Raw genomic sequence first — 12,547 nt, 5'->3', positions numbered from 1 at the left:
TTATTTACGTCCCTATTTTTAATTAGGGAAATCTACATAAATCTCCTGTGCTTCTTTTACTTATTTCTCGATACTCAGGGCAATTAAACCTGCCTGGGGAAAAATTTAATTTGACCGGAATTGAGTAGATACGTCGTGATGGCACTGTCAATTCCACCTGCGAAATTTGAACATGGAAATCTCCACCCGGAAATGTCCTTGGGAAGACTCTAAACACTGCAGAACGGTTTTTTGTATCCCGGAGGAAATATCTCGATCTACTCTGATAAGTTGAAACAGCAGTTACGCTGTCACCATCTTCTGGGTCGTTCATCTGTTTATCAGAATCATCTAGAACCTCATAATTCATCACCAATTCAGCATTCTGATCGACACTATTTATAAGTCTCGCCTTGACGGTATGATTCGTTCGGTTATCAAGGCGATTGCTTACCTCATATTTCAGCTCTTCACTCCAGAGTTGACTAAATCGATTGGCTTGTCCATAACAAATGGTACCTCTTCTAGCAACTTCTATATGTCTTTGCTTGACTACGGGTTTTTCATACCGGGCATCTCTACATCGCACAGCTCGCTGTCTCTGAAACTGTTTCGCTATTATGTCCTCATAGGCTTCATTGAGAATTTGGAGAACGTCGGATGGATCCTCGATGATACCCCGATTCTCTTTGGCAACAGTCTCAGTCTCACCGCAGGAGAAAATAAATGAGCCGAAATAAAGGTTTGTCAGTGCATTGTATAAGGAATTTCGATAACAATCGAATTCATCTTGCGTGTCCTTAATCGGTACGCTGATTTTACCTCCGCTAAACGCTTGTATCTTCCAACCATTCTCGATTCTTGGTGCTGAAATCGGATATCCGTAACGCGACGATTCGGCACCAGCATTTCGCCACAATAGATTTGTTAGGTCAGTAACTTCCCATGCTCCAGTGTCTGGATGCCAATAGATCGCACCATATTCAAAGAGGGAAAACCGACCAACACCGTCACTAGTTGGAGTCTCATCAGCAATTGGAAAGCCCAGTGAGCCCGTAGTACCACCTAGCTCACTCCATTTTTCCAGTATTTTCCCCCTGACACTCGCGACCCGGTAGTTCATTGGCGCTTTTGTAATAGGGGTCCGATAAATACGGCCTCCTTCGAACTGCTGATACCACCCATGCCGGAGTTCGGCATCGATCACTGTGGTTCCATTTACGGGAATTTCAGGCCCCACAGGATACCCTAACCACCCTGCCTCCCACCCGTGCTTCGCCCAAACTCCAAACGTATGAGTTGCTATTGCATGAGCCCCATGCTCAGGCGACCAATAAACCCAACCATTTACAAATTTTTGTCGATACCCTCGACGATCAGGATTTAGTTGCTCCGGTTCAACTGGCGACAACAACCAGCTGAAAGACCCCCCCCCCCCCCCCAATGCGGGTATACTCTTGTAAAATTCCTCCACACACCTGGTGAGGCGAAGGCCAAAATGTTCTACAATGCGCAGCGGATCGAGTTTGCTGATTTAATTCATCTGCAATAATCAACTCAGCGGAGTCCGCTTCCGCCTTATCTACCCACCTTGGCAAGTCAACCTGGTCAGACCACATATCACCCTCAATAATTTCTTTCATTGGGGGTTGTTGATGAATTACAGGTGCCGCAGCTTCTCGAAACTCGACTATTTCAGCATCAGCAATGCCGCCAACCCCATCAATGTTCAGAGATATTCCTTCCTCGACCTCGATTTCATCTGTCGTCGTAACAAGCGTTTTTTGATAATTCTGTTCCACAACGTTTTGTTCCACAAGATAATCTTCAGATGCAAAGCTAATCTCTTGTGGGGATTTATTCACCGCACTTGCTACCGGGACAGAAAGAAAACCTAGTACTGTAGGTAAAACAAGAAACCCTACAAGACTTTTCCGTGATCGACGCCACATTATATTTTTCATAAGAGAATCCTAACGGAATTAGCAGTGAAAGTCTATAGTTTTGCTAATAATTTTCAGGGTGCTGATTTCTGGGCTTCCGCTTAGTCTGCCCCTCAGCCCTCAGAAGTTAACGTCGCAGGTATACTGCTAGCACTATGTTCCGTCGTGTCACGTTAACGGTGGCCGCTGCTGCTCTCTCACTAGTGGTTGGCGCCGCCGCTCCGCCGCTGGTGATGGCCTTCCACGATTCCTGGCCAGAAGGCACCACGGTGCACACGCGCACAGAAGACGCGGAAACCCAGCTGCTAGACACGGCGGAATTTGCTGCGGCAGCCAGCAGCGCCGGGGCTGGCAAGCCGCTTCCCCGCCCCGACGATTGCCCGGAAGCAACACCAACTTTTTCGTGTTATATCAACACCACTACCACGCACATCGACAGTGAAATCACGCTGCTGCGCACCACGCAGGATGCGGAAGATCCGGCACGTCGTTCCGAAATTACTGCACGCCACACGCTGCTTGCCGACGACGGCACAGGCTCATCCACAAGCGACGACGCCACCACCGCGCGCGCTCTCGGTCATGCGGATAACGACGTGACCATCAACCGCGAATCCGCCATCGGCATCCCAGACCCTACCTCGCGCGTGCGGTTTTATGATGACGGTAGAACCGACAACACAGACACCCCCGTCGTCGACACGGGTTTGTTCGCGCGTCCGGGGATCTATTATGCCTTCGAACCGGATACGCAGAAGCGTTCCTATAATTTCTTTGATCTTTTCACCCAAGAACCACTGCCCATCGACTTCGCCGACACCATCGAGCAGGGCCAGGGTGAAGAAGGTGCTGAAGATGGTGCTGCCACCGCGGAGTTTTACGAATACCGCCACACCATTACGGCCCACCCGCTGCACAATTCCTTGCTGCGCGCGTATTCGCAGCCGCAGGATTTGCTCAGCCCGCCCACCCCGGTCTCTGCACTGTCACCGAAAATCCTCGACGAGCCAGCCACGCAGCTTTTCGACGCCATGGAGATCACCGGCCCCGCCACAGATTTTTATACCGCCGGCGAGCTTGCCGACGAGCGCGTCACCGGCGATCTTTCCGCCGCGGATACCGTGACCATGCGCCCCTTTTATTCTGTGGACCGCTTGGTGTGGGTAGAACCGATCACTGGGCAGATCGTGAACCGCGATGAGCACTACGAGGTTTTTCTCGCTGCCGATGGCACCCCGGCGCAGCCAGCCCCGGAGCGCACCGTGTTGTCCACGCACGCGAAATATGATTCCGCCTCCCGCGAGGAAGCACAAAACCTGGCCAGCAAGACAGTGCGAGTGGTGGAACGTTGGGAGGCCATTGGTTTTCTGACCACTGCCCTCGGCATCGCCTTGTTGGCAGCTGCGGTGTGGATGATCTGGCGGCACCGGCACAGCCAGAAGCGCGTCCACGCTAACCACCCCGACACCAACCCCAGCGCCAGCTAGCACATGAACGCACGCCTGCTGATCCTCGGGTTGTGGGCCAGCCTGCTGGTTGGCGCTCTCACCTGGCCATTTTTCGCAGCTGGCGAACTAGCCTGGCGGGATATGCTCGTGCTGGATTCACCAGCTCTGTCGCCCTCGGCCTTTGGTTTTGGGGATCTGCCCGCGCGCAATGCCCCACAAGATGGCGTGCTGGCGATCCTCGGGGTGTTGTTTCCGGCCTCGTGGATAGTTCGGGTCTTGCTGATCGGTGGCGCGGCGGCCGCTGCGTATGCCGGGGCGCTATTGGCACACGAGCGTTCTGCCTCACTGCCCGCACAGCTGACGGCAATGACCATCGCGGTGGCCAACCCGTTCGTCGTCGAGCGCTTATTGCAAGGCCAGTGGTCGTTGGTGCTGGCAGCCTGGCTGCTGCCGGTCATCGTCGCCCTGCGTACCCATCTGGTCTGGGTGTTGGTGGCGGTACTGCTGTCCTCACTCACGCCCACCGGCGCATTGTTTGCCACGCTCACTGCGTTGTTCGTCGTGCGTGGCTGGCATTCGCGTGTACTCACGCTGGTGGTTGTGGGCTTGGCCAGCCTGCCGTGGCTGGTGCCATCGTTGCAGGATATCCCGCATGCGGCCACGAGTAGTTATTTTGCCTTTGGCCCGCGGGCAGAAACCTACGTCGGCACGCTAGGTTCGCTACTGGGCTTGGGGGGAATATGGAATGGGCAGGCGGTTCCGGCGTCGAGGTCGGCAGGGTTTGCGATTTTCGGGGTGGTGTTGTTTGCCGTGCTGTGGCTGGGCCGTCGCGCGGTGCCGCGTGCGGTGCTGGCGTTGGCGGTGTTAGGTCTCGGGGGCGCGTTGGTGGGCTGGCTGGCCCCGGAGCTGTTGTCTGCGGTTGATCCGGGCGTGTTGCGGGATTCGCAGAAGCTGGTGATGTTGGCAATTCCGGCGTATTGCTGCGCTGCCGCTGGCGTACCACGATTGTGGGCATATCTGACTCTCTTGTGTGCTGTGCTGCAGGTCATCGATGCTCCCGCGGAGGTCTCGGTGCTGGCCCCGCGGGAGGTCACCGCCGGGTTGGATCAAGATTTATTGCAGCGTGCCGACGGCCGCACGGTGTTTTTGCCGGATGCCCCGACGGTGGTTTCTGCGCCGGGTTGGGTGAGCATCAACCCATATACGAAGGCCTTGCCGGTGGTCTATTCCGGAGAGCTGGAGGTCGACGGCGCGCTCGTCGACAAGCCATCGCGACGCTATATCCTGGCACAACAGGCGTGGGAGGCTGGCGATCACGAGCGCCTGCGCAGCTTGGGCATTGGTGTGGTCTATGCCGACGGTGTGATCACGGAAACGGGTGCTGGGCCAGAACCGGTGCCGTGGGGGTGGCATGCCGGTTGGTTTGCCGCCTGGTTGCTGGTGTTGTGGTGGCAGCTGCGAAGCCGCTCAGCACGGAAAACGCGCGAGGCGAGTAAAGCTTACAAGGCGCAGAAAACTCGCAGGTGAAAGCGCTGAAGTTGCCTGAATTCTTCCCGGTTTTGCGTTCCAGCAATCTACTGTTAGACTTAGTTCTCGCTGGAGGATTCGACTAGCGGCCTATGTCACACGCCTGGAACGCGTGCGGGTTTCACGACCCTCGTGGGTTCAAATCCCACATCCTCCGCCAATATTAAATCTCGAGACATCGTTCCCAGAGCGGTGCCTCGAGATTTCTCTTTTCCACACCACAGCCCGGGCCTCAACGACGGGGTTAAACGACAAAAGTGTGTTTTTACGGCGTGTCGCCAATTCCCTAGATCTGGCCTTTCCGGATACCGATTGAATGTGTGTATTCAACATCGATACCCTGGTCGTAGAGGGCTGGCTGACCAGGTAGCTGGTTGGTGTGGTTTTCTTTGAGGATCAAGGCATTGACTTTGGCGAGTTGGTCTTGACCCCAGTTGCACTGCCTGGCGATCTCTAGTGGGTCGTCAGGTAGTTCTGTTTTGAGATATAGCCACCAATCGATCATGCGGCGTTTTTTGAATAGTGCTTTACTTTCTCGTGGGAACTCTAAATTTTCCGCCCCCTCCGATAAGTGAAATGGCTACAAACGCCAGGCAGAGAACCAGCTGCGGGGCAGCCACAAAAGCCAACACGGAGCGGAAGGAAGTAGCCTCGAAAGAATTGGCTACCGCCGCATACACAGCACCTGACATCATCTGAATGAAGAAAAACAGCCCCGTGGAGACTCCCGGCAAAGGAAGCGGTAAAGCGAGTTGCCCATTTTGGCTATACGGGATAGTCGCCCCCACCCCAATGAATTGGGTACACAAGATTGCAATCACGACCCACGCAGGAAGTAGCGGAGCGACCAAGCCCACCAAGAGAACCGCCAAGGCGACCAGACCGGAAACCATGATCGACGTATGTGCAAATTTGGTCGGGTTGGCGGTGTGCTTTATCAAATAACTTCCAAACCAATACCCTACTGCAGGCCATAGCATCAACACTCCATAGGAGATTCCCGTAATCCCATAGTTGGTTTCGAAGAAACCTGGAGATAGAGCCAAAAAGCCAAAATAGCTCATCCACACCAGGGCGAGCGCTGCCGAATACCATAAATACGAAAGGTTTGAGAGCGAAGCTCCGATGGACGATAGGGTCGAAGCCAAGGAAGGTAAAGAGGGCTCGTCGGCTTTCGCCGAACCCAAAAACCCGAGGCACAACAAGGACAGGGTAATCCCCAGGACGGCTAGCACCACAAAAATGGCTCGCCAAGGAAAAAAGAGGGAGGCCACTCCCCCTAGAAGGGGAGCTAGAGCAGGAGTGAGCGAAATTACCATAGTCAGGTTAGCTAAAGGTGCAATTCTGAACGCTGGATCAATACGTCTACGAATAATTAGACGGCAAAGAACAGTCGCCGATGTCCCTCCCAGGGCTTGAAGGAATCGCCCTGCAGACAGCGGGAAGATGGACTGGGAGAACGCACAGAGTATCGAACCAATACTGAACACAATTAATCCGAAAGCTTGAAGCTTGACCGCGTCGTATTTTTCGGCCAAAAACCCGCCCACAAACATACTGAGCGCATATCCGGCCATGTATATCGTCGTTGTCCATTGGAGCTGTGCCACATTGACGTTCAAGTCCGAGGCCATACGAGCGAACGACGGGGTGATTACGCTTAACCCCAATTGCGGAGCCATAACCACTAGCAAGAGAGTAATCATAGCCCCGGAGGAAAATTTCTTAGAGAAACTGCTATTTCCGTTAGACACGGGAAGCCCCCTTGCCTGCAGCAAGGGCGCACGCGATGCTTTGCGCGCGATTCCGAATCTTTGTCATAGCGCTAAGGTTACCCTCGTTTAGTGGACACCCTATTAGTACGGACCTTGTGTCCGTAGGAGAGGATGTTCATTGTGAGTTCGTCAAGGAAAAAATACACCCCGGAATACCGGCAGGAAGCTGCCAGGCTGGTCATCGAATCGGGACGCCCAATCGCTCATGCAGCTCAAAGAGGTCGGTGTAGCCGAAGGCCTTGTGGGCAGATGGGTCAAGCTTGAACGAGAACGTCAAGGTTTTGCTGATGGCCGCAGTGATGCCGATATTCGAGCCGAAAACGCTCGTCTGCGTCGCGAGTTAGCTGAGGCCAAGATGGATAATGAGTTCTTGTCACAAGCCACCGCCTTCTTCGTGGCGTCGCAACGCGATCGGAAAAATTTGAGCTAATACAACCAGAGCAAGGCGAACTACAGCATAAAACGAATGAGCAGGTTATTAGAGGTTTCTCGCTCTGGGTACTATAAATGGGTGCAGGTTCAAGCCAGCCGACTGCGCGGCGATGATAGCCGTCAGAGATTCCTCGACCAGTTGGACAAGCGTATTCATGACATCTGGGAGGATTCTGACGAAGTCTACGGTGCCCCACGGATTACTGCAGAACTCGCTGAGGATGGGGTCTATGTGAATCGCAAAACCGTGGCCAAACGCATGCGGATGATGGGTATTGAGGGCATTTCACCGAGGGCGTTTGTTCCCGTAACGACGATTCAATCCAGGCGGAAGTCCACGCTTGCCGACCTGGTGAAAAGATTATTTGATCAAGGGCAGCTCAACCGGGTGTGGATGTCAGATATTACCTATCTACGCACCGGAGAAGGATGGCTGTACCTATGCGTTATCCGCGATGGACACTCCCGCCGAGTCCTAGGCTGGTCCATGGATAGCGTGCAGGATACTCACCTGGTTGAACGCGCATTACGCATGGCTTACACCCTGCGTGGTGATGTGCCTGAGGGGCTGGTTTTCCATGCGGATCGCGGCACTCAGTTTACGAGCGAAAAGTTGTGGCAGGTCTGTCAAGAACTAGGGATTGCACAATCGGTCGGCCGGACTGGTGTCTGCTTTGATAATGCGATGGCCGAGTCATTCTGGTCGACATTGAAGACCGAATTTTATGACCGAAAGAAATGGCAAACCCGTGATGCAGCCCGGAAGGCGGTGGCTTGTTGGATTGAGATTGTCTACAACCGGCGCCGTCGCCACTCGTCCATCGGGATGATCAGCCCCGTCGATTTCGAAGCCCAGCTCGCTGAGCAAAATGGTAATAAGAAGGCCGCTGCTTAACCACTAAGCAGCTTAACAACGTGTCCACGACTTGCGGGCATCCCCAGGTATGAGTATCGCACGTTATCGCATGGCTGCGGTAGCGTGAGGTTAAAAGTGTCTAACAAAACGTCCGCATCCCCTTTTGTCGCTTAACCCTCAACGACGGGTTATGCGAGGGATATGGGGACATGCGGGATATGCGACAAAAGTGTGCCCGGCCGGGGCCCGACCAGCGTATTGTGTCTTTTTTACAAATAGTGAACGAAAAAGGCCACTTTCAGCGGGCCTATTTGTAAAAAACGCACCAAACGCATGATCACCGGCGATGGAATGTCTTATCAGCACCGCGGCGGGGTGAGACCACCCGATTAACCTATTAACTCCGCGGTGGCGGCGCCATCCCCAGCGCAACATCCACGAAATCATCAAGTTTTTGCTGGTCTTCTCCACGCAACAAGATCGCCAACATCCGCATAAGGCCGTGGGCTATTTCTTGCTGTTCGTTTTGAGAGTACTCACTCTGCCCAGCGAGCTTTGCCCCCTCGACACCTGTACCTTCTACACCTTCCCCCTTGACACCTGCACCCTTGTGCGGGCAGAGCGCATCCACCCCGGCTTGGTAATTACCTTTGCGTAGTTGTTGGAACACGCTAATTGCTTCCAGCCAGGCGCATTCTTTGTCGACTGTTTGCGACATCGCAGGCTCCTTCCTTGCAAGCGGGATTAGTTCACGCAAATTTTGTTAGACTTCATGCTACTGAACTTAATTGTTCATTATGTCAATTTACTGATTGTCAGCAAGCCTACTACACACAGAGAAAGGATGTTGCGCATGAACAACCCAGCAACTGACAACACCCAAGCAGCCCCCACCCAAACAGCGCCCGCACAGGAAACGCCTGCCCAAGCAGCCACCACCCAAGCAGCACCCACACAGAAAACGTCGGCAAGCAAGAAAAAGCAGATCACGGTGCTGGTCGGCAGCCTGCGCGGCGGATCATTCGCGCGCAAAATCGCCACACAAGCCATCGAATTACTGCCGGAAGACTGCACCGGCACCATCGTCGAAATTGGGCACCTGCCGTTGTACAACTTCGACTACGACGACCCAGAAGTCACTGATGTGCAGACCCCAGACTCCTACACCGAATTCCGTGAGACCATCAAGGCCTCCGACGGCATCTTGTTCGTGACCTCCGAAAACAACCGCACTATCCCGGCGTGCCTGAAAAACGCCATCGACATCGGCTCCAAACCAAACTCAGATGTCGCCTGGAAACACCTCCCGGCCGGTATCATCAGCCACTCCGTCGGGCGCATGGGCGGCTACAGCTCGCAGAAAAACCTGCGCCTGGCACTCTCCTACTTCGACATGCCCACCCCAGGCCAGCCAGAGGTCTTCCTGGGACAATCGCCGAGCTTGCTTGACGACGCCGGCGCGTTCAACAACGACAAAACCCGCGACTTCGTCGCTGACTACCTGCGGCGCTTCGCCGAACTCATGCGCTAGGTACGCGCCAGGGGTCTCGATACGCGCCGCGGATCTAGACTGGCAGCATGAGCCTCATACGGGATAAATCTTTGTGGCGCCAAGTACTGGTGCAAACACCTCTGCTGGTGCTGCTGTCACTCGCAGACGTTGATTTCGATCCCGGTCTTACTCCCCGGCCTCCGGGTGCGCTCACCGCAGCTATCACCGCGGTGCTCTGGGTGGGTTTGTTGTGGCAACGCCGCCGCCCGGAGCCAGCGCTGATGCTATTGGCGGCAACACTGACCGTACTGGCGGTTGCCACCAATGGGTTTTCGTTGCTGGGCTATGCGGTGGTCTGTTGGCAAGCATATTTCATCGCCGCCTACCTGCCGGTGCGCCGCAAACTCTGGGTGACGTTGCTGCTGCTCGGCGCCGTCGGCACGCTGGTGCTGTCCACGGTGCGCAGCTATTTTTTCCTACACCAGATTCTCGGGCTGGATAGCACCCTTGGCCTGCAACAGTTTTTCGTTTTGTATTCCGCGCTCATCTTCATCACCCTCCTTTCCATCGCGCTGTGTTGGCAGTTGGGGCTGCGTAGCCGCCGTCGACGCCTGCGCTTAGAAGAACTCCACGCCCGCGCGGAACTCGCCGCAGTCACCGAGCGCACCCGCATCGCCCGCGAGATGCACGATATCGTCGCCCACTCGCTCACCGCGGTTATCGCGCAGGCCGACGGCGGGCGCTACGCCGCGCGCCATAACCCCGAGGCCGCGCTGCAGGCTTTAACCACCATTTCGCACACCGGCCGGGACGCGTTGACGCAAATGCGCCAGTTGCTCAGTGTTTTGCGTGACGACGACACCCGCGAGACGTCCTCGTCGCCGGGTCTGGAACGCATCGAAGAATTGTTGCACGAGGCCCGGCGCGGCGGCGTACATATCAACTCGCACGAGACCGGCACCCGTCGGCAGTTGGACCCGGCCCGTGGATTGACGGTGTATCGCATCGTACAGGAGGCACTGACCAACATCATGAAACATGCCGGACCCACCGACGCGCGCCTGGAAGTCGACTGGTCTGCGGCTTCGTCGGTACGCGTGAGCGTCGACAATGCTCCAGGAACCGGTGTGTATGAGTCCGCGGATCCTACCGGTCGTGGTTTGCAGGGCATGCGTGAGCGCGCCCGCATCCATGGCGGCACCGCGCGCTGGGGCAACTCGCAGTATTATGAAGGCGGTTTCAACGTCACGGTGGAGATTCCAACATGAGCGGCCAAAGGATGAACATGGACACGACGCGCCCAATCACGGTCGGGCTTGCCGACGATCAGCCGCTGGTGCGCACCGGTTTTGCCATGGTGCTGGAGTCGCAGGACGACATCACGGTGGCCTGGCAAGCCGACAACGGCACGGTGGCTATTAACCAGGCAGCGAATGATCCGGTGGACGTGGTTCTGATGGATATTCAAATGCCGGACACCGATGGCATCACCGCAACCCGTGAAATTTTAAAAATTCACCCGGATACGCGCATCATCGTCTTGACGACGTTTGAAAACGACGATTATATTGTCGGCGCAATCGAAGCCGGTGCCAGCGGATACCTGCTCAAAGACAGCGAACCGGAAGATCTGCTGCAGGCAGTGCGTACCGTGGATGAATCCACCGCGATCATCTCTCCGAAAGCCACCGCCCGCCTGTTGCGCAGCATGCGCTCTGGCAACACCGGGGGCGCGGCCAACGCAGCCAGTGTGGGAGGCGCAGCCAACGCAGCCAGCATGGGCGTCGACAAGCAGCACCGCTCCAGCGACAACGCCGCAACAGAACCGCTTACCCCGCGCGAGACAGAAATCTTGCAGTTGATGGCCCGCGGGCTGTCGAACCAGGAAATTTCGCAGGAGCTATTCGTCTCCATGCCGACGGTGAAAACGCACGTCACCCACATTTTGCGGAAAACCAACTCGCGCGACCGGGTGCAAGCGGTGCTCTATGCCGTGCATCATGGGCTGGGTTAGGCTGGCCGCCCTGGAGGCCGCCCCTGGGTGCCTGGACCGCACGCACCGCACTGCCCCACAAAACACAACCTCATACTGCGGTATGAGGCACAAATTTCCACCCGCAGCACTATATACACCGCCGTCGCCTGCTGCCATACTGGTGGCATGATCACAGTTAAACAACTAACCAAAAAGTATGGCGCGAAAACCGCCATCAAAGATTTGACGTTCCAGGTCCCCGACGGGGCGGTCACGGGATTTTTGGGCCCCAACGGTTCCGGCAAGTCGACGTCTATGCGCTGCATCCTCGGGTTGGATAAGCCCAGCAGCGGGCAGGCCTTTGTGGATGGCACGGAATTTTCCCGGGTGCGCAACAAACCCGCGCAGGTCGGCGCTTTGCTGGAAGCCACCTGGTTTAACCCGGGCCGCAGCGGGCGCGCGCACCTGCGGGTGCTGGCCTACGGCGCGGGAATCTCTGCTGCCCGTGTCGACGAATGCCTGGAACTCGTGGGCCTTTCCGATGCCGCAAACAAAAAGATCGGTGGATACTCGCTGGGCATGAAACAACGCCTCGGTTTGGCCGGCGCGTTATTGGGTGATCCAAAGCACCTGATCCTCGACGAGCCAGTCAACGGCCTGGACCCAGAAGGGGTGAGCTGGATGCGGCACACCATCCGCCACTTGGCTAGTGAAGGCCGCGCGGTGCTGGTTTCCTCGCACTTGCTTTCCGAGATGGAGCAGACCGCCGACCGCCTAGTGGTGATTGGTCGCGGTGAAATGATCGGCGAATACAGCATGGAGGAATTCCTGCGCGGCGGCACCAAAGTGGTGGTGGAAGCTGGTGGCGACGACGTCGACAAGCTCACGCAGCGTTTGCAATCAGCCGGGTTGGACGTGTCGACGCGGGATGCTGGCGTGTTGGCGCTGGAGGTTCCGGAAAATACGGAGGAAATTGAAATCCGCCGGCTCGTCGGCAAGCTGTCTGCCGAACACCAAATCCCAATTATTGGTCTGCGCACCGAATCGCAGAATCTGGAGCAGCGTTTCTTGACTGCTACCGCCGATGCCCAAGAATATTCCACCCGGAAAGGCGCTTAAA

10 protein-coding genes, 1 tRNA gene and 2 pseudogenes are annotated in these 12,547 nt (G+C 55.9%); 8 read left to right on the top strand and 5 right to left on the bottom strand.

What is annotated here, in order from left to right; translation table 11 throughout:
• Window positions 1-22 precede the first annotated feature (22 nt).
• Together ACP8MI_RS01140 and ACP8MI_RS01135 are read right to left on the bottom strand one after the other, a co-directional pair.
• Window positions 23-1,453 carry an LGFP repeat-containing protein gene (locus ACP8MI_RS01140; protein WP_490290685.1) on the bottom strand — a complete coding sequence of 477 codons (1,431 nt, stop codon included), beginning with the start codon at window positions 1,451-1,453 and terminating at the stop codon, window positions 23-25.
• Window positions 1,377-1,943 (bottom strand): hypothetical protein, encoded by a 567-nt coding sequence (locus ACP8MI_RS01135; RefSeq protein ID WP_490290684.1) that lies wholly within the window; start codon window positions 1,941-1,943, stop codon window positions 1,377-1,379. The genes ACP8MI_RS01140 and ACP8MI_RS01135 overlap by 77 nt, the downstream gene beginning before the upstream one ends.
• Window positions 1,944-2,077: 134 nt before the next feature.
• Between ACP8MI_RS01135 and ACP8MI_RS01130 the strand changes: the two genes are divergently transcribed.
• The 3 genes from ACP8MI_RS01130 to ACP8MI_RS01120 all read left to right on the top strand — a co-directional run bounded on the left by ACP8MI_RS01130 (window position 2,078) and on the right by ACP8MI_RS01120 (window position 5,057).
• Window positions 2,078-3,409 (top strand): porin PorA family protein, encoded by a 1,332-nt coding sequence (locus tag ACP8MI_RS01130; RefSeq protein ID WP_201809491.1) that lies wholly within the window; start codon window positions 2,078-2,080, stop codon window positions 3,407-3,409.
• Window positions 3,410-3,412: 3 nt separating this feature from the next.
• Window positions 3,413-4,897, top strand: coding sequence for an MmpA family trehalose lipid delivery protein (locus ACP8MI_RS01125; protein WP_249606291.1), 1,485 nt, complete (start codon window positions 3,413-3,415; stop codon window positions 4,895-4,897).
• A 71-nt stretch (window positions 4,898-4,968) separates the two neighbouring features.
• Window positions 4,969-5,057, top strand: a tRNA-Ser gene (locus tag ACP8MI_RS01120).
• A 126-nt stretch (window positions 5,058-5,183) separates the two neighbouring features.
• On the opposite strand, the pseudogene ACP8MI_RS01115 reads toward ACP8MI_RS01120, so the two are convergent.
• A pseudogene (locus ACP8MI_RS01115) lies at window positions 5,184-5,411 on the bottom strand (IS1249 family transposase); the annotation flags it as partial.
• Window positions 5,412-5,424: 13 nt separating this feature from the next.
• The gene (locus tag ACP8MI_RS01110) at window positions 5,425-6,651 is read right to left on the bottom strand and encodes an MFS transporter (protein ID WP_147578760.1); all 1,227 of its coding nucleotides are present in this window, start codon (window positions 6,649-6,651) and stop codon (window positions 5,425-5,427) included.
• Between the two features lie 132 nt (window positions 6,652-6,783).
• Here ACP8MI_RS01110 and ACP8MI_RS01105 point away from each other — a divergent pair.
• A pseudogene (locus tag ACP8MI_RS01105) lies at window positions 6,784-7,999 on the top strand (IS3 family transposase).
• A gap of 358 nt (window positions 8,000-8,357) precedes the next feature.
• Here ACP8MI_RS01105 and ACP8MI_RS01100 read toward each other — a convergent pair.
• A complete protein-coding gene (locus tag ACP8MI_RS01100) occupies window positions 8,358-8,678 on the bottom strand; it encodes a hypothetical protein (protein ID WP_049167583.1) in 321 nt (106 codons plus the stop codon).
• A 126-nt stretch (window positions 8,679-8,804) separates the two neighbouring features.
• On the opposite strand from ACP8MI_RS01100, the gene ACP8MI_RS01095 reads away from it, so the two are divergent.
• The 4 genes from ACP8MI_RS01095 to ACP8MI_RS01080 all read left to right on the top strand — a co-directional run bounded on the left by ACP8MI_RS01095 (window position 8,805) and on the right by ACP8MI_RS01080 (window position 12,546).
• Window positions 8,805-9,491, top strand: a complete 687-nt coding sequence (locus ACP8MI_RS01095) for an NADPH-dependent FMN reductase (RefSeq protein WP_284589408.1) — start codon at window positions 8,805-8,807, stop codon at window positions 9,489-9,491.
• A 47-nt stretch (window positions 9,492-9,538) separates the two neighbouring features.
• A complete protein-coding gene (locus tag ACP8MI_RS01090) occupies window positions 9,539-10,720 on the top strand; it encodes a sensor histidine kinase (RefSeq protein ID WP_284589407.1) in 1,182 nt (393 codons plus the stop codon).
• Between the two features lie 17 nt (window positions 10,721-10,737).
• Window positions 10,738-11,466: a response regulator gene (locus ACP8MI_RS01085; RefSeq protein WP_284589406.1), complete on the top strand. Its 729-nt coding sequence runs from the start codon at window positions 10,738-10,740 to the stop codon at window positions 11,464-11,466.
• A 147-nt stretch (window positions 11,467-11,613) separates the two neighbouring features.
• Complete coding sequence (locus ACP8MI_RS01080) at window positions 11,614-12,546, top strand: ABC transporter ATP-binding protein (RefSeq protein ID WP_049149532.1); 933 nt, start codon at window positions 11,614-11,616, stop codon at window positions 12,544-12,546.
• Window position 12,547: the final 1 nt, after the last annotated feature.

The organism is Corynebacterium sp. LaCa_70, assembly GCF_058182015.1.
Note: the sequence above shows the minus strand (reverse complement) of the source record. Positions and strands in the feature narration are given on the sequence as shown.